The 16,159-nt window shown below is 38.4% G+C and carries 19 protein-coding genes; 6 read left to right on the top strand and 13 right to left on the bottom strand.

What is annotated here, in order from left to right:
• Nucleotides 1–73 precede the first annotated feature (73 nt).
• From WG904_RS08560 to WG904_RS08550, 3 genes are all read right to left on the bottom strand, one after another.
• A complete protein-coding gene (locus tag WG904_RS08560) occupies nt 74–958 on the bottom strand; it encodes an RsmD family RNA methyltransferase (RefSeq protein ID WP_339578892.1) in 885 nt (294 codons plus the stop codon).
• A 65-nt stretch (nt 959–1,023) separates the two neighbouring features.
• Nucleotides 1,024–1,776, bottom strand: coding sequence for an ABC transporter ATP-binding protein (locus tag WG904_RS08555; RefSeq protein WP_339578891.1), 753 nt, complete (start codon nt 1,774–1,776; stop codon nt 1,024–1,026).
• Nucleotides 1,773–2,507, bottom strand: a complete 735-nt coding sequence (locus WG904_RS08550) for an MlaE family ABC transporter permease (RefSeq protein ID WP_339578890.1) — start codon at nt 2,505–2,507, stop codon at nt 1,773–1,775. The genes WG904_RS08555 and WG904_RS08550 overlap by 4 nt, the downstream gene beginning before the upstream one ends.
• A 144-nt stretch (nt 2,508–2,651) precedes the next feature.
• Between WG904_RS08550 and WG904_RS08545 the strand changes: the two genes are divergently transcribed.
• The 5 genes from WG904_RS08545 to ispG all read left to right on the top strand — a co-directional run bounded on the left by WG904_RS08545 (nt 2,652) and on the right by ispG (nt 7,760).
• On the top strand, nt 2,652–3,347 hold the full coding sequence (locus WG904_RS08545) for an SDR family NAD(P)-dependent oxidoreductase (RefSeq protein WP_339578889.1): 696 nt from the start codon (nt 2,652–2,654) through the stop codon (nt 3,345–3,347).
• Between the two features lie 18 nt (nt 3,348–3,365).
• Entirely contained in the window at nt 3,366–4,025 is a 660-nt protein-coding gene (locus tag WG904_RS08540; RefSeq protein WP_339578888.1) for a PspC domain-containing protein, read from the top strand.
• Nucleotides 4,026–4,135: 110 nt separating this feature from the next.
• The gene (locus tag WG904_RS08535; protein WP_339578887.1) at nt 4,136–5,098 is read left to right on the top strand and encodes a toast rack family protein; all 963 of its coding nucleotides are present in this window, start codon (nt 4,136–4,138) and stop codon (nt 5,096–5,098) included.
• A gap of 2 nt (nt 5,099–5,100) precedes the next feature.
• The gene (locus WG904_RS08530; protein WP_339578886.1) at nt 5,101–5,703 is read left to right on the top strand and encodes an RDD family protein; all 603 of its coding nucleotides are present in this window, start codon (nt 5,101–5,103) and stop codon (nt 5,701–5,703) included.
• Nucleotides 5,704–5,762: 59 nt separating this feature from the next.
• A complete protein-coding gene (ispG, locus tag WG904_RS08525; protein ID WP_339578885.1) occupies nt 5,763–7,760 on the top strand; it encodes a (E)-4-hydroxy-3-methylbut-2-enyl-diphosphate synthase in 1,998 nt (665 codons plus the stop codon).
• Between the two features lie 23 nt (nt 7,761–7,783).
• Here the strand turns inward: ispG and WG904_RS08520 are convergent, their stop codons facing one another.
• The 9 genes from WG904_RS08520 to WG904_RS08480 all read right to left on the bottom strand — a co-directional run bounded on the left by WG904_RS08520 (nt 7,784) and on the right by WG904_RS08480 (nt 14,480).
• Nucleotides 7,784–8,206 (bottom strand): secondary thiamine-phosphate synthase enzyme YjbQ, encoded by a 423-nt coding sequence (locus WG904_RS08520; protein WP_339578884.1) that lies wholly within the window; start codon nt 8,204–8,206, stop codon nt 7,784–7,786.
• 226 nt (nt 8,207–8,432) lie between these two features.
• Nucleotides 8,433–8,774, bottom strand: coding sequence for a TfoX/Sxy family protein (locus tag WG904_RS08515; RefSeq protein WP_339578883.1), 342 nt, complete (start codon nt 8,772–8,774; stop codon nt 8,433–8,435).
• A gap of 12 nt (nt 8,775–8,786) precedes the next feature.
• Nucleotides 8,787–9,116: a TfoX/Sxy family protein gene (locus tag WG904_RS08510; protein ID WP_339578882.1), complete on the bottom strand. Its 330-nt coding sequence runs from the start codon at nt 9,114–9,116 to the stop codon at nt 8,787–8,789.
• Nucleotides 9,117–9,120: 4 nt separating this feature from the next.
• Nucleotides 9,121–9,753 carry a class I SAM-dependent methyltransferase gene (locus WG904_RS08505; protein WP_339578881.1) on the bottom strand — a complete coding sequence of 211 codons (633 nt, stop codon included), beginning with the start codon at nt 9,751–9,753 and terminating at the stop codon, nt 9,121–9,123.
• Nucleotides 9,716–10,354 (bottom strand): hypothetical protein, encoded by a 639-nt coding sequence (locus tag WG904_RS08500; RefSeq protein ID WP_339578880.1) that lies wholly within the window; start codon nt 10,352–10,354, stop codon nt 9,716–9,718. Before WG904_RS08500 ends, WG904_RS08505 begins: the two co-directional genes overlap by 38 nt.
• Nucleotides 10,355–10,368: 14 nt before the next feature.
• A complete protein-coding gene (locus tag WG904_RS08495; RefSeq protein ID WP_339578879.1) occupies nt 10,369–12,384 on the bottom strand; it encodes a M1 family metallopeptidase in 2,016 nt (671 codons plus the stop codon).
• A gap of 71 nt (nt 12,385–12,455) precedes the next feature.
• Complete coding sequence (gene arr, locus WG904_RS08490; protein WP_339578878.1) at nt 12,456–12,854, bottom strand: NAD(+)--rifampin ADP-ribosyltransferase; 399 nt, start codon at nt 12,852–12,854, stop codon at nt 12,456–12,458.
• A gap of 228 nt (nt 12,855–13,082) precedes the next feature.
• Entirely contained in the window at nt 13,083–13,994 is a 912-nt protein-coding gene (locus WG904_RS08485) for an SRPBCC domain-containing protein (RefSeq protein ID WP_339578877.1), read from the bottom strand.
• 6 nt (nt 13,995–14,000) lie between these two features.
• Complete coding sequence (locus WG904_RS08480; protein WP_339578876.1) at nt 14,001–14,480, bottom strand: DinB family protein; 480 nt, start codon at nt 14,478–14,480, stop codon at nt 14,001–14,003.
• 116 nt (nt 14,481–14,596) lie between these two features.
• Between WG904_RS08480 and WG904_RS08475 the strand changes: the two genes are divergently transcribed.
• Entirely contained in the window at nt 14,597–15,577 is a 981-nt protein-coding gene (locus WG904_RS08475) for a GlxA family transcriptional regulator (protein WP_339578875.1), read from the top strand.
• On the opposite strand, the gene WG904_RS08470 is transcribed toward WG904_RS08475, so the two are convergent.
• The gene (locus WG904_RS08470; RefSeq protein WP_339578874.1) at nt 15,559–16,158 is read right to left on the bottom strand and encodes a dihydrofolate reductase family protein; all 600 of its coding nucleotides are present in this window, start codon (nt 16,156–16,158) and stop codon (nt 15,559–15,561) included. The genes WG904_RS08475 and WG904_RS08470 overlap by 19 nt on opposite strands.
• Between the last annotated feature and the right edge of the window lies 1 nt (nt 16,159).

Here is a 16,159-nt window from a genome sequence, read left to right as displayed (position 1 = left end):
TGCTCAAAAATACACTATTTCAGATAAGAGGCATGGTATAATTATCAACACATTAACATTCTGTTTATAACCGTTAAGAAAATGTATTAAACTTCCCAAAAACCCCCAATGGCAATTTTATGCCAGAAGTTGCCTGCAAATAAAGTTCGCCAGTTTCTAAGTTTTTAACTTGTGGAAAGGATGTTTTGATTAGATTTTCTACGATGACTGAGGAAAATCCGAGGGAATAGGTATTTAAGATTAAGAAATGTTCTTTTTCGTCTAATAATTGAACAACATCTTGCATCATTTCTTGAATATGATCTTCCAATTTCCATTTTTCGCCATTAGGCCCGTGCCCAAAAGCTGGTGGATCTAAAATAATTCCGTTATATTTTTTGCCTCGTTTTAATTCTCTTTTCACAAATTTTAGCGCATCTTCTACTACCCAGCGTACATCTTTTAAATTTGATAACTCTTGATTTTCATTGGCCCAATTTACCACTTGCTTAATCGAATCGACATGTGTGGTATCAGCCCCCGCTGCTTTAGCCACTAAAGATGCGGCTCCGGTATAGGCAAATAAGTTTAAGACTTTTGGAGATGGATTTTTAAATTTTTTAATGGAAGATGAGATATAATCCCAATTTACGGCTTGTTCGGGAAACACACCAACATGTTTAAAGGAAGTAAGCCCTAAACGTAGATTGATACTAATTTCATCATTCTTATAATTTACATTCCAACGATCTGGAATATTCTTTTCTGCTTTGATCCATTCGCCCGATGTGGCAGAACGTCCTTTAAAATATATATGAGTGTTCTTTTTCCACTCTTGGGGCGATAGAATCTTTTTCCATACCGCTTGAGGCTCGGGTCTGCTCAATATTAGGTTGCCAAAACGTTCCAATTTTTCAAAATCTCCACAATCTATCAATTCGTAATCTTTCCAGTGCGTAGGTGTGAGCAGGTGTATCATATTTAGTTTGTTCGTTGTTGGTTTGTCATCTCTCACATCTCATATTTCAATACTCATAGCTAAATTTAAAACTTGCCTTTAGCAGCTTTCATAAATCGGCTGGCAAAAACAAAGTCGTTTAATTCTTCGATGTCGGTTTTTGCTATTTCTTTATTCGAACCCTCCCAGAATTTTTTGCCTTCATGTAAAAAGATGATATAATCTCCAATGCCCATTACAGAATTCATATCATGGGTAACCACAATCGTGGTGGTGTTATATTCTTCAGTAAGTTCTTTAATTAATTCATCAATTACGATCGACGTTTTAGGGTCGAGGCCTGAATTGGGCTCATCGCAAAATAAGTACTTCGGATTCATCGCTATAGCACGTGCAATACCCACCCGTTTCTTCATCCCTCCTGAAAGTTCAGCAGGGTATAAATTATTTTTTCCTTCGAGATTTACACGGTCTAAGCAAAAATTTACACGATCTAACTTTTCGCTCTTGCTTTGCTCGGTAAACATATTTAAAGGAAACATTACATTTTCTTCAACCGTCATCGAGTCGAATAAGGCCGATCCTTGGAAGAGCATACCAATCTCTTTTCTGATTTCTATCCGTTGCTCGAAATTTAGCTGAGTAAACTCACGCCCATCATATAATACACTGCCTTTTTCTGGTTGATGTAGGCCAATCATGCATTTAAGTAATGTGGTTTTTCCTGAGCCCGAACCGCCAATAATTAAATTGGTTACTCCAGCTTCAAATTTTCCAGAGATCCCTTTTAAAACCTCGTTATCGCCGAACGATTTATAAATATCTTTAATCTCGATCATAATAACAGTTGAGTTACAATGTAATCGCAGGCTAAAATGCTGATACAGCTTACCACAACTGCACGTGTACTTGCTTGTGCAACCTCTAGGGCGCCACCTTTCACATAAAAGCCTTCATAGGCAGGCACCGATGTAATAATAAACCCAAATACGAAAGCTTTTGTTAATGCTACGGTAATTGTATATGGGTTAAAATCAGTAGTAATCCCTTGAATATATTCTGCTGCTGATACTGCTCCAGACAACGTTCCGCCCAAATAACCCCCACCAATACTTAATACCATTGATATAATAACTAAAACCGGAACCATGGTAATACCTGCAATAATTTTTGGAAGAATTAAGTAACCGGGGGCATTTATCCCCATGATTTCTAGCGCATCTATCTGCTCAGTTACCCGCATGGTTCCAATTTCAGAAGAAATAGCCGAACCGATTTTACCTGCTAATACAATCGCACTAATAGTTGGACTTAATTCTAAAATACTCGAATCTCTATTAACCGAACCGATAATCGTTTTAGGAATAAAATCGCTCACTAATTGGAAGGCAATCTGCAAGGTCATAACCGCTCCAATAAAAGTAGAAATGATACTAATTAGACCCAAAGAACCTACCCCAATGAAATCCATTTGCTGAAAAATGGCCTTAACATATATTTTTGTTTTTTCTGGTCTTCTGAAAACCGCCTTTAAAAGCAGAATGTATTTGCCAAAATTGGTAAAATTCATTAGTTAAATGATTAGCTTGGTAAATTACAATAATATACAAAGAAACAACAAAATTGTTCTTGCCATACGTATTTATGCAAAAATAGTTTTGATTATCGATATAAATACTCTTTTTTTTGTCAAAAGAATCAAATACCACATCGAATGAATGCAGTTATAACAGGAGCAAGCAAAGGAATAGGTAGAGCTATTGCTTTAAAATTGGCGCAAAGCGGCTATAATTTGGCTATATGTGCCCGTAATGAAATCGAATTGAAAGATTTTGCTGAAGAATTAATGAGGTATGGTGTACGTGTACAAGCTGTAGTGGTAGATTGTAGCCGTAAGGATGAGGTTATTACTTTCTATGAACGTGTTAAAGCCCAAATGCAAAACGTTGACGTTTTAGTGAATAACGTTGGTACCTTCTGGCCAGGAAATATACTCGACGAGGATGACAGCGTTTTCGAGAATCAGCAAAGGTTAAATGTAAATGCCGCCTATTATTTAAGCAAGAATTTTGGTAAAATGATGCGTGAGGCCAGATCTGGACATATTTTTAACGTTTGCTCTATTGCCAGTATACAAGTGGTTGAAACTGCAGGTAGTTATACTGTAACAAAAGCAGCACTGTTAAGTCTAAATAATGTATTTCGGGCAGCGTTAGCCGATTACAATGTAAAGGTGACGGCAATTTTGCCTGGTTCTACATTAACTGCTTCTTGGGAAGGCACTAAAATACCCCACGAAACATTTGTACAGCCCGAAGATGTTGCCAATTCACTTTACTCCATTTTAAGTTTAAGTAGTGGTGTAAATGTTGATGAGTTAATTCTAACGCCTTTAAAGTTTAACAATTAAATAGAAGGAGATATAGAAATGGAAAAGCGATTATATAGAAACGAACACGATAAAGTTTTGTCAGGTGTTTCGAGCGGTTTAGCCGAATATTTGGGCTATGATGTAATGTTGATTAGGATTTTATTTGTTGCATCCGCACTTTTTACGTTAGGTGCTACCCTTGTAGCTTATATCATTTTATGGATAGTAATACCAGTGAACAACGATCCTTCAGCACGTTTTGCGAAATTTTATCATGGTCGGCCTACTTCACCTAACGATCAGCTATTTAACTCACCAAATGCGTTTAGTAACCCTTCGAATTCAGGGCCGCAAACAAAATGGAATACAGAAAATGTAGGACCTAATTTTACCATGCCTAACCAGCCCGATTTTACTACCGCACCACAAGGAAATGATACCGGTAGAACAATTGCAGGTTTAGTTCTTATTCTTTTAGGATGTTTTTTTCTTGCGAAGAAATTTTTCTTTATTCCAGCTTGGTTTAGCATTTTTAAGTTGTGGCCACTCGTTATTGTTGCGCTTGGTATTAGCCTAATCTTTAAGAATAAGCGTAGGAATGAATGGGAACAATTTAAAAAGGAAACCGAAGAAGCACAAAAATCGAAAACTGAGCACCCAGTTGAGGCCGTTGTTGAGCCTACAGGAAGCGCTGATTCGAATACTCCAACCGCATAGATTTAATTATAATTAGATACGAACCGACCATGATTAAAGAATTATTAAACACAGAGGTGTGATTATTTAATCATGGTAAGGCAATCTGACAACTAAAAACATATAAACAGATGAAACTTGATAGAATAATTTGGGGCGTACTACTATTGTTTGTAGGAGGCGTAATATTGTTAGATAATTTCGATATTATCGAATTTTATTGGCGAAATGTGTGGAGTTTTTGGCCAGTATTTTTAATTATCCTGGGGATAAATATCTTGTTCAATAAGAACAATTCGCAAACAGGAAATATTATTTCGATAGGAATTTTAGTGGTAACCTTAACTTTTCTGTTTTTTAAAGGACAAGAAGAACCAGGCAACCATGTTTGGTGGGATAAAAATGTACATATAAATGCCGACGATGATGAGGTTTGGGATAGTGATAAAGAACCCAGTAAGCTAAGTTATGCTGAGCCCTTTTTAACAGGTGATGGTGATAGAAAGGCAATTTTGAATATTAGTGGTGGAGCAAGCACTTATGAATTAAAAGGTGAAACAGATAGTTTATTTAGTGCCGATATACACGTTAATAATATAAGAGGCATGAAATACATGCTTAAAAAACAAGCAACTGACTCAGTAAACACACTTACATTTAAGTTAAATGGTAAGTCTAATGGCTTAAATTTTGGTAAACGTGGCGATAAAGTTAATTTTTACATGAATGTATTGCCTATCTGGGACGTGAACTTAGCGATGGGCGCAGGTAAACTTAATTTTGATCTTGCAAAGTATAAAGTAAGAACGTTAAATTTTGATGGCGGTGCTGCAGATGTTGAAATAAAATTAGGCGATTTATTACCTATTACTGATGTAACCATGGAGGTGGGAATGGCTAATATTAACATCGAAATCCCGAAAAACTCTGGATGCAGAATTAAAACAAAAACTGGTTTCTCTTCAAAAGATTTCAACGGTTTTACTAAAATGGAAGACGGCACCTATGAAACCTCAAATTACAAGAGCTCTACTAAAAAAATATTTATTAACTTAGATGGTGGCTTTAGTAACTTTGAAGTGAGGCGAAATTAAGAATGAATTATACAGTTGTCATAAATGGTAAGCCCGAAGGGCCGTACGAATTTGAGCAATTAAAAACATTAGCCATAAAACCTGGAACTTTTATAAGGAAACCGGGAATGGAAGATTATAAAGAAGCTCACGAGTTTGAAGAACTACGTGAGCTTTTTGGTTTTCGTTATCAACAAACGGCGCCCCAATACTTTGCTTCATTCGACCAACGTTTGCTTGCATCGGTAATCGATTATTTTTTTTTAACGCTTGGCTATGTCATCTTTATGTTGTTTGTTTTCATCTTTGTGGAAGAGAAAATGCAACGTATTGTGGTTGGCCTAACTTTGTTGCCACTCATTCCTATTGCTAAATTTGTGTACAGTAGTTTTGCTGAAGCTTCACCAGCACAAGCCACCATTGGAAAGCGATTATTAGATATTAAGGTTACCGACATGATGGGGAATCGACTTAATCTTGGTGTTTCTTTGGGGAGAAACCTTGCAAAGGCCATTTCTACAGCTCCTCTATTTTTTGGCTACTTATATAGTTTCCTGAATAAAAAGCAACAATGTTGGCACGATATCATTGCAGAAACGTTGGTGGTTAAACAACGGTTGATTTAGCTTACCTCTTCCATTTTCAATCTTCCATCTTCCATTCTTAAACCTTATCTTTGCTTCGCATGGAAAATTTATCGATAAATCATGAATTGGATGGCGGTTATTGCAATAGCCTCACTACCTATTCGCGTTTTCTAACGAGAGAGATAGCAATTGGAAATTTGCCAATGGGTGGGCTAAATCCAATACGAATTCAATCGATGACCACTACCGATACCATGGATACGCTAGCAACGGTAGAACAAACCATTCGGATGGTACATTCGGGTTGTGAGTATGTGCGTATTACAGCTCCAAGCATTAAAGAAGCTGAAAACTTAGCCAATATTAAGAAAGAATTACGTACTAGAGGTTACGATGTACCGCTCATTGCAGATATTCATTTTACGCCAAATGCGGCAGAATCGGCGGCACGTTTAGTAGAGAAAGTGCGCGTAAATCCGGGAAATTATGCCGATAAAAAACGTTTCGAAAATTTAGAATATACCGATTCTACTTATCAGGCAGAGCTGGAAAGAATATATAAAAAATTTACACCGCTAGTTAAAATCTGTAAAGAATATGGTACCGCTATGCGCATAGGTACCAATCATGGTTCATTATCAGATCGAATTATGAGCCATTATGGCGATACCCCCAGAGGTATGGTCGAATCGGCAATGGAGTTTATCCGCATGTGCGAAGATCACAATTATTATAATCTCTGCATTTCTATGAAAGCTAGCAATACGCAGGTTATGGTACAAGCGTATAGATTATTAGTGCAAACCATGGTAAAGGAGGGGATGAATTATCCACTTCATTTAGGGGTTACCGAGGCGGGCGATGGCGAAGACGGACGAATTAAATCGGCGGTAGGTATTGGAACGCTGCTGGCAGACGGATTGGGTGATACCATTAGGGTTTCGTTAACTGAAGATCCAGAATTTGAAGCGCCAGTTGCGAGAGCTCTGGCAGATAGGTTTGAAAGGAAGACCGAAAGCCGTGAAGTCTGGATGTCTGGAAGTCCTGAGCCCACAGTCTTGAGTTTAAACTCCCAACTCCCAACTTATAACCCTTACCAGTACTCTCGCAGAATTACCAAGCCTGTGCAACAAATTGGTGGGCATTATCACCCGGTGGTAATGATCGATGTAACCAAACAAAACTTAAAAGATCCTTATTTTTTAGGGCAGTTGGGTTATAACTATAGTGCAGGGTTAGATAAGTATAATTTAACCGATTTGGCTTGCGATTTGGTTTATTTGGGCGATGAACTCCCTTCATTTTCTTTCCCAGGAAATTTAAAGCAAGTGTACAATTATTCAACTTGGCTTAAACTTAGCGATAAGCTAAATTGTTATCCGTTGTTTAGTGTAGAAGAATACACCAAGACAGAAGGTTGGAAGGCAGAAAGTTTAAATTTTCTAGCCATAACCGTAGAAGAATTTGCGCAAGCGGACTTCCCGACTTTCATTCTTACGGAATCAAATACAATAATTATCTTGCAGACGAATCATGAGTTCGGAATGCAGCAACAGCGCGCATTTTTTGTTGCCCTTCAAGAACAGGCTATTCAAGTACCCGTTATTATCAAACGATCATATTCGACGGTTAATGCCAATCAATTGATGCTGTATGCTGCTAGCGATTTAGGTGCTTTATTAACCGATGGTTTTGGGGATGGGGTTTGGATAGGTGCGCCAGAAGAAATAGCATTACCTTTAGTGAATTCAACTAGTTTTGGGATTTTGCAAGCTACTCGAACACGCATCAGCAAAACTGAGTATATTTCTTGCCCGAGTTGTGGACGAACCTTATTCGATTTGCAAGAAACTACTCAATATATACGTTCAAAAACCGATCATTTAAAAGGAATAAAAATTGCCATTATGGGCTGTATCGTAAATGGCCCGGGCGAAATGGCCGATGCCGATTATGGTTATGTAGGCACAGGTCCGGGTAAAATTACCTTATATCGAGGTAAGGAAGTGGTAAAGAAAAATGTAAATACGCCTTCGGCATTAGACGAGTTGATAGAGATTATTCGAGAAGATGGGAACTGGGTAGAATTAAATTAGCAAATTTGCTGATTAGTTAATAACTAAATACCCCAAGCAGTTATCACAACCTTTCTATTTCCGCCATGATTTCTATGCTCGCATAAATAGATGCCCTGCCAAGTTCCAAAAGCAGGTTTTCCATTAGTGATGGGAATTAGTATCGATGCATCGAGCAAAGCGGCTTTTAAATGCGCAGGCATATCGTCTGAACCTTCGTAATCGTGTTCGTAATTGGGATCGTTTTCTGGAACAGCTTTGTTAAACCACATTTCGAAATCCTTCCTAACTGTTGGGTCGGCATTTTCGTTAATGGTTAACGATGCCGATGTGTGTTGAATAAAAACCTGTAGCACGCCCGTGCTTAGATTTTTAATTTCGGGTATAGCGCTTAAAATCTCAGTGGTGATGAGATGGAAACCTCTGCTTCTTGCTCTTAAGGCGAGTTCTTTTTGAAAAATTTGCATGTAGTTTAATGATTTTTACGAAATAAATTAGCAACTATTTTTTAATTTCCAGCTCTTTTACTCTGTTTCTCGCTTCTTTCTATAGAAGGTAAATAGCTAAAACTTTTAGTCGTGCATCGTTTAACCTTTTCATAGCAAATAGCTGTTCGCCTACGTGCCCTTTAATTGAAGCGTGTACGGTGCTGTTTTCTTGAATAATTATTTGGAGAATTGCATTTTACACCTATTATTTTTTTGAGGATTTTGCTCTTTCGTTAAATTCTAAACACAAATTCACCCAATATTCAAAATCGTTTTCACGTTCAAAACCAGTAGGCTCAATGTAGCAATACCCACTTAATTGTTTTCCTTTCATTATCATTGGTAGAAAACCTCGTTTTTCTGCGATATCTTCGGTTAATTTTGGGTCAAACCTACACATCAGATTTTCGCCACTTACATTGATACACATTTTACCATTAACCATAAAGGCAAGTCCGCTGAACATTGGTTTTTCCTCAATTTTTAAATCCGGAAATTTTATTAAATATTCGGCAATACGGTTAGCTAGCTCAGCGTTGTAGGCCATTTACAGTTTTAATTACTTGATGCGTTTTTTTTTGGGTTTCGGATTAGGCAGTTCTTTAGCCGTGATAGTGATCAATTCTTTTAACCATTTTCTATCTTCTAATTGCTCTTCGATTAAAAAGCTCGGCTTAGCGCCCGGATAGGGCGAAGCTTCAACAACATCGCCAATAAAGGCTCTTCCTGTTACGGTTGGCTTTACAAAAAGCTTATTGTCGCATACGAGCGCAACTATTTTGTCGCCAAAGTAAAGCCCATATTCTCCGAACATTTTTTTATAGCTTATTTGTTCAGGAATATCAATTTGTTCGATGATAAAATCTACGAATTTTTGATCAGATGCCATTTTGTTAAAGTTTGATACCGGTTAATATGGTGTGTATTTCTTCTTCGCTTGGTGATTTTTTATAGACGACTTCCATTGTTTTTAGGCTGTGAAACCCATTTTCAGTTAAGTACTGTTTTAGTTTATCTAAATTATAAAAATAAAAGTAACTTTTATGTCCACTACTTCCTACCTGAAAATCGGATTTGTCATAATCACCCTCCACAAAACTGATATAGATAAAGCCATTTTCATTTAATAATTGATGAGCGTTGGAAATTAGTTTTTCGCAATCGGTTGGCGCCAGGTAGGGGATGCAGAAACCACAGATAATACCATCAAACTTTGTTGTGATGGTGTGTATTTCTCTACAATCCATTACCATAAACTGTGCGGATGGGTTGTTTTTTCTGGCAAGCTCGATCATGTTGGGGGCAACATCAACTCCGTAAATCGTAAAATCAGGACGTTTGCTTAACAGATACTTAGTGATATTTCCTGGTCCGCAACCAATTTCCAAAATCTTCGCATGCTTAACCGTTATTGCATCACAGATCAAATCGTAGGTTTCGTTATACATCTGTAAGTCCATAAACTTATTTTCGTATAAAGAAGCCACTTTATTCCACGTTTCGAAGGTTTCTTTGTAGCGATCCATTTTGAAAATCTTCTTTCTTTGTAAAATAGTGCAGTCCTAAAATTAATAGGATGGTGCTACCAAATAGTACTTTCTGAATGATGGGTAGATAGGGGCGGAAATCACCAGAACCATAAATATACATTATGCTATAAAAAACAAGAAGGTAGAGCGTACAAAACACTTTGAAAAGATGAAGTTTAGACTTGAACACGAAAACGGTAATATAAAACATACACACTAAATAGATGGTGCTTGAGATCATTACCATGATATCGTGCAGGGGTGTGGCAATTAAAAATGTAAATACCATTCCCGCAATTCCGAAGAATTTTATTACGTTGGCGGCACTATTTACAGGAATTCTTTTAGAGAATTGAGTAAAAAAAATCGAAAAACTAATGGAATGAAACATCATTCCCACTATGGCCCAATATCGGGCGCCATTTTCCATTCCATTTACTGCTTTTTCGGCAAATAAATTGCTGATGTAATTTTTCTTCCAGCTAAAACCAATGGTGTTGGTATCGAAATTTGTACCCCCTGGATAGTATATTGTGGCCACGATCAATAACATCAACGACGCGAGAATGCAGAGTAAGATAGCATGTTTTTTAAGCATAAGCCGTTTTATCTTTATTTTTTCTCAACTGGCCAAACGTTATCAGCAGTATTCGAATCTGGGAAACGATTATGCGGATCAAAGGTTATTTTTTTAATCTTGCGCTCACCAAAATCCATTACGGCATTGTAGGTACGATTACCATTAAACCAAACCGATACTGGCCAGGTAACTTCGGCAGTAGTGGCATCGATCATTTTTGCGTTTGTTACTTTTTTAAGCGCTGGGCCTGTTGCTTCGAATTCTACTTTTAATACTATTGGAGATGGCATTTGTCCGGCCTGATTAACCGTTACCGTTGTTTTCCCTTTCACCGTTTTCACGTCTTTAATAGATCCCTCAACACTTTCGGTGGTAAACAACCAATAATACCAAAACCATTCTAAATCTTGGCCTAATTCGTTGTTCATAAAGAACATGTAATCCCACGGTGAAGGGTGTTTGAAGGCCCAAGTTGTGGTGTATTTTTTCATGGCATTAACAACTGCTTCATCGCCTACAATTCCACCAAGCATCGATAACATCAAAGGTGCTTTGCCATAGGTTTGAAAGCTATATCCAATTCCTGCATCATTTGCACTCCACATCATTGGGGCTTCGCTTTCGTTTCCGCTGTTAAGGCCATAGCTTTGGCCTCTTCCATCTAGATTAACAGGTCTTCCTCTTGAGTCGGCACCTGAGTAAATATTCATGAACTGGTTAAAACCTTCGTCCATCCAGCCATAACGGGTTTCATTTGTACCTAACATCATTGGCCACCATTGGTGGGCGGTTTCGTGATCTGCAGCGCCTTGGTTCGAGTTAATCACCATAGGGTATTCCATACCTGCGCTTGGTCCGTCTTGCATGGTAAATTGTGGGAATGGATAAGGTGCCCAAAGATTGGAATAATATTCCAGGGCGTGACGGGCTACTTTACCAGCGTTCTCAAAAGATCTTGCTCTTTCTGGCGCATATACCATGTGGAGAGGAATGGGTCCTTTGCCCGGAATAGTTGCTCTTGTGGCTTTCCAGATAAAGTTTTCGGCAGTTGCCCAAGCAAAGTCATTTACCTTATCGGCTAGGAAATGCCAAGTTAGCTTATCACCTGGAGCAGTAGATTTACCTGGGCCTTTTTCGTTTTCACCTACAATAATTACGTCTTCATCTGAATTAAGTATGGTAGAAAGGCGTTGTCTGGCGGTTTCGGTTAGTACTTCTTTTGGATTTTGTAGTACACCAGTGCCGCTTACAATCCACCCACCGGGTACGGTAAGGTAAACATCGAACTTGCCAAAGTTGTTATAGAATTCTGACGGGCCTAAATAGGGGCTCGTTTCCCAACCGCGTAAATCGTCGTATTTGGCCAAACGAGGGTACCATTGCGTAGGTTGGAAAAGTTTATTATCGAAGCGTTGGGTCATACGGTGACCTCTGCCATTCGGTCCGCCAGGAAGTTTAGTATGCCATGCTATTTCTACTTCGGCAGTTGCACCTGCTTTTATAGGTTCGATAAGGTTAACTGTTGCAATGGTTTGGGTAAGCCCAGAAATTGTAATTTTTGTAGGTGCTGTACCGCCACCGTTGTTTCCACGACCAAATGCCGGTGCGGCTTTTAGATCTGCTTCTTGTCCGCCAACTTTCACACTAGTAAGTACCATGCCTTCTGTTGCTTCAGCAGGCACTGAAGAACCCCTTTGCGCTTCAGGACGAAATATGTTATGGTCAAGACGCAAAACGAGTATTCTTAGATCATCTTTACTATTATTGTGTACCCTAATTTTTTCTGAGCCCGTAATGGTTGATGTGGAAGGATCAAGACTTGCGTTAATGGTGTAATCGGCTTCCATTTGCCAGTAATTTGGCCCAGGTTTACCCGAAAAATCTCGTGTACCAGCTGCAAAAGCTTTCTTAATTGAATTGGTCATCGGTACATCTAGCCTAATCGAACGTTTTGTAGTTTCTAAGGATTTACGAATAGGTGTAGTTTGTTGAGCAGATGCAACGGTAATTGTAGCTAAAAAGGCGAGAAAGGTAAGGCGCTTAATCATGATATGAGCGGTTAAGGTTTTTAGTTAGTTGATGCTAACTTAGTAAAAAATTGGGGGAAAAGCAACGCGAGTTAATCTTCTATGGCCTCTACCCCTTGGTCTTTCAATTTTGCTAAATGATCTTTCATGGTTTTAAGCTGTTCTTCAGAATGGCCTTTCCAATCGGTTATCTCCCCAATAACTTTAAAAGGATGCAGTGAGCGGTAAGATTTTGTAGGATTGCCGGGAAATTTCTTATCCGTTAAGTTTGGATCATTTTCGATCTCGCCAGTTGGTTCGACAATATAAATCCTGCCTATACCTTCTCCCAAAGCTAATTCTGCGCCCCAAGTGGCAGCCTCTAAAGTGGCGGTTAAATAAATGTATTTGGCTTTGTTTTGTTGCCCATAGTTTGAGTTAAAACCGGGCTCAATTAAATCGCCAACGTTTAAGTTGGCTTTGGTACCATGATAGTAGGTTGGTGAAGTCATAGGAGATAGTTTTTTGGTCTTTGGGTTTCAAAACATAAATATCGCGAATTTTTAAGAATTATCTATTAGTTTACACTGGGGTGTCGTCACCTCGTTAGTTCTCTCCTCGTTCCTCGTTCGAGATGACGGATTTGGGAGGGAATCAAGATGACGAACTGGCTGGGGGAATCGAGATGACGGATTTGGGAGTGAATCGAGATCGCGATGCAGCATAACCCATCCATTATTTTATTCAAAAACTTTGGTTCCTTTTCCGGTTGTGATTAAGCTTTGTAAACTTTCTTGAATAAGCTGTTCCCATGCACTCGAACATCCATCGTAGCACTCAATTTCGGGAACTAGACCTACGTGGGTGAAACGAACTTGAGTTTTATTATTTATCTCGGCGATTTCGAAACTGATAGACGTGCCAGTCCACTCATCCGTTTTTCTGGTAAAACTTAAGTTACTATCCTTAACTAACCACGTTATTTTTTCGTTAGGGATTAGTTCAACGATTTCTTGCTTCGAAAAATGAACATCATTCATTCGGTAGCTAAATTCATCGTCTAGTTGGGTCGTATTCCCTTCGATGTCGCCTTGCCACCAGCCACGTACATTATTTATTGCCGTAAATACTTCTTCGGGCGACTGTTTAACGAACAATGTCGTCGTAAAGTTAGATTTTGCCATCCTCTTTTCATCTTCAGTTTGGGGATTTACTTTGCTATTTGGTTGTCCAACTCCAGTTGTGATGAGACTACGTAAACTTTTTTGAATGTAGGTATTCCACGCATTCTCACAAATATCATAGCATTCATATTCAGGAGTTAACCCAATTTGGGTTACTTGAAGTTGCGTCTGATTTCCTTTTTCAGTGATTTCGAAAACAAGTGTATTGTTTTTCCATTCTTCTTTGTCGCTGGTAAAGCTAAAATAGTTATCCAGCACTTTCCAAACTACTTTTTGGTTGGGAACAAATTCGATTATTCTCATTTTGCAACGGTGTACATCCTGGTAATGATATTCCCATTCTTCGCCAAGTTTATTGGTTTGACCTTCAATTTCTTCACTCCACCAGCCACGCACATTATTTATGGCATCGAAAACTTCCTGTGCCGAGTGATCCACTAAAAGTGTGGTTGTATAATTAGCTGTCATTTTATGTTATTTAAGTAAACGCACTTGTCCAATATGGTATTGCAAGTGGGAGGTTCGTGTAATGATGATATTTAACTTATTACGGTGCGGTTCTTTAGCAAAATCTTCTGCAGAAACAGCTGTATGTTTTTCGAACCATCCTTCGAGTGCCACGTTTGAAAATTTTTGATTTTGCACCGCGCACTGATTTGTCCAATAAGCCCTTAATTCTGTAACAGAAGGTAATTGATCAGTTGCTTTATCCGCTAATTTTAAAAAGGGTTCATACAATTCGGGATATAATTTTTCGCCCATATCTAAGAGTATAAGCATCTCGTCGTGTACCGCAATGAGGTGTCCTAATAAATAAATACCTCTGTTTTTTCCGGGAGCAATCTCATTTTGTAGTTGCTCATTACTGAGTGAATTTAATAGCGTGTCGAAATTAGTTAACGAGGCATTCCAGCGATCGAAAATCATTTTAACTGCAATTTCTGTGGTTGTCATAGTTTTAATTTTATTAATGTGTTTACAAATGTATAGTCTAAAATGTACTTATAAGATGTGTAAAATAGACAATTTAGTGGGTTGATTTGGACAAATTTATTATTTATCTTTGTAAAATGAAAGATCTCACTATACTTATTCCCGAAGGGGAGGAGAATAATCTAAGCAGCATTGTTGGGTCATACAAAATATTTAGTAGGGCCAACGATTTTTGGGCGTGCGAAGGGAATGCGCCTGTATTTAACATTCAGTTGGTTGGTGTTTCGACTAAGGTTGAGTTTTATGGCGGATTATTCGAGGTGAAACCGCACACAACGATTGCAGCGATTGAGAAAACCAATCTCGTAATTATTCCCTCGTTAAATCATAATTATCTAAAAGCGGTTGCAGAGAATCGATTGTTAATCGATTGGATTGAAGCTCAATATAAAAACGGTGCTGAGGTTGCTAGCATTTGTACCGGGGCGTTCTTATTGGCCTCAACGGGTTTATTAGATGGGAAAAGTTGTTCGACCCATTGGTCTGCCGCAGATAATTTCAGGACATTATTTCCGAAAGTGAAGCTGCAGGCCGATCGATTAATAACCGATGAGAATGGCATTTATACTAACGGTGGGGCTTATTCTTTTCTTAATTTAATTATTTATCTCATTGAAAAATATTACGATAGAAGCACCGCCATTTATTGCTCAAAGGTTTTTCAGATTGAAATGGATCGGAATCAACAGGCTGAATTTGCAATATTTACACCACAAAAAGCACACGATGATGAGGTGGTTCAACAAGCGCAAGCCTATATTGAAAGGAATGTAGATAAAAGAATTGTTATCGAAGATTTGTCGGCAGCTTTAAATGTGGGGCGAAGGAATTTCGACAGGAGATTTATTAGGGCTACTGGAAATACGCCAATAGAATATGCGCAGCGTGTTAAAGTAGAAGCGGCTAAAAAGGCTTTCGAAGCGAACCGTAAAACCGTTAACGAAGTGATGTATGAAGTAGGATATACCGATGTTAAGGCATTTAGGGAAGTATTTAGAAAAATTACTGGGATGTCGCCTTTAGCTTACAAGGATAAATTTTATAAAGATGCGGTTTGATCGCCGGTGATGACTTTTCCAGTTCGTTTATAATTGGCGATGATTACCCCTTTTGTGGTGACAGTGCTTTGCGTTAATTCGAAGGCGGATGCGAACCTACCGTTCTGAAATAATTTTTTCCCATTACCAAGGAGTATGGGGTAGATTTTAAGCGAGAGTTCATCAACCAAATCATTTTCGAGTAGGGTTTGGATGAGTTGGCTACTTCCCCAAACTTGAATATCTTTGCCTGAGGTGGTTTTGAGTTCTTTTATGGTAGCAATATTATTTACGAATTTCGAATTTTTCCAATCAGATTTTTCTCTTGTCGTAGACATAACGTATTTTTCGCCTTCATTAATGGCAGGCCAAAAATCACCATGTTGAGGCCAATAGGCTTCCCAAATTTCAAAAGTTTTTCTTCCCAGAAGATAATCGGCGGGTTGCAATTCTTTTTTTAGCACTTTAGCAAAGACTTCGTCGCTATACGGTGCTGTCCACCCACCATAACTAAATCCGTTCGATTGATCTTCTTCTGGTCCGCCAGGTGCTTGCATCACTCCATCCAATGAAATCATTGAAAGTACGATAATTTTTCTCATG

Origin of the sequence: Pedobacter anseongensis (genome assembly GCF_037482965.1) — a bacterium.
Taxonomy (GTDB): domain Bacteria; phylum Bacteroidota; class Bacteroidia; order Sphingobacteriales; family Sphingobacteriaceae; genus Pedobacter; species Pedobacter anseongensis.
The sequence above is the reverse complement of the archived record's forward strand: the minus strand, read 5'-3'. Positions and strand labels throughout refer to the sequence as shown.

Bases quoted from the DNA above. Each gene is read 5' to 3' on its own strand.
- WG904_RS08545 (WP_339578889.1), top strand. From the start codon at position 2,652: ATGAATGCAGTTATAACAGGAGCAAGCAAAGGAATAGGTAGAGCTATT.
- WG904_RS08530 (WP_339578886.1), top strand. From the start codon at position 5,101: ATGAATTATACAGTTGTCATAAATGGTAAGCCCGAAGGGCCGTACGAA.
- WG904_RS08500 (WP_339578880.1), bottom strand. From the start codon at position 10,354: ATGCTTAAAAAACATGCTATCTTACTCTGCATTCTCGCGTCGTTGATG.
- WG904_RS08475 (WP_339578875.1), top strand. From the start codon at position 14,597: ATGAAAGATCTCACTATACTTATTCCCGAAGGGGAGGAGAATAATCTA.
- WG904_RS08555 (WP_339578891.1), bottom strand. From the start codon at position 1,776: ATGATCGAGATTAAAGATATTTATAAATCGTTCGGCGATAACGAGGTT.
- WG904_RS08540 (WP_339578888.1), top strand. From the start codon at position 3,366: ATGGAAAAGCGATTATATAGAAACGAACACGATAAAGTTTTGTCAGGT.
- WG904_RS08480 (WP_339578876.1), bottom strand. From the start codon at position 14,480: ATGACAACCACAGAAATTGCAGTTAAAATGATTTTCGATCGCTGGAAT.
- WG904_RS08550 (WP_339578890.1), bottom strand. From the start codon at position 2,507: ATGAATTTTACCAATTTTGGCAAATACATTCTGCTTTTAAAGGCGGTT.
- arr (WP_339578878.1), bottom strand. From the start codon at position 12,854: ATGACTTCACCAACCTACTATCATGGTACCAAAGCCAACTTAAACGTT.
- WG904_RS08505 (WP_339578881.1), bottom strand. From the start codon at position 9,753: ATGGATCGCTACAAAGAAACCTTCGAAACGTGGAATAAAGTGGCTTCT.
- WG904_RS08515 (WP_339578883.1), bottom strand. From the start codon at position 8,774: ATGGCCTACAACGCTGAGCTAGCTAACCGTATTGCCGAATATTTAATA.
- WG904_RS08485 (WP_339578877.1), bottom strand. From the start codon at position 13,994: ATGACAGCTAATTATACAACCACACTTTTAGTGGATCACTCGGCACAG.
- WG904_RS08470 (WP_339578874.1), bottom strand. From the start codon at position 16,158: ATGAGAAAAATTATCGTACTTTCAATGATTTCATTGGATGGAGTGATG.
- WG904_RS08510 (WP_339578882.1), bottom strand. From the start codon at position 9,116: ATGGCATCTGATCAAAAATTCGTAGATTTTATCATCGAACAAATTGAT.
- ispG (WP_339578885.1), top strand. From the start codon at position 5,763: ATGGAAAATTTATCGATAAATCATGAATTGGATGGCGGTTATTGCAAT.
- WG904_RS08495 (WP_339578879.1), bottom strand. From the start codon at position 12,384: ATGATTAAGCGCCTTACCTTTCTCGCCTTTTTAGCTACAATTACCGTT.
- WG904_RS08520 (WP_339578884.1), bottom strand. From the start codon at position 8,206: ATGCAAATTTTTCAAAAAGAACTCGCCTTAAGAGCAAGAAGCAGAGGT.
- WG904_RS08560 (WP_339578892.1), bottom strand. From the start codon at position 958: ATGATACACCTGCTCACACCTACGCACTGGAAAGATTACGAATTGATA.
- WG904_RS08535 (WP_339578887.1), top strand. From the start codon at position 4,136: ATGAAACTTGATAGAATAATTTGGGGCGTACTACTATTGTTTGTAGGA.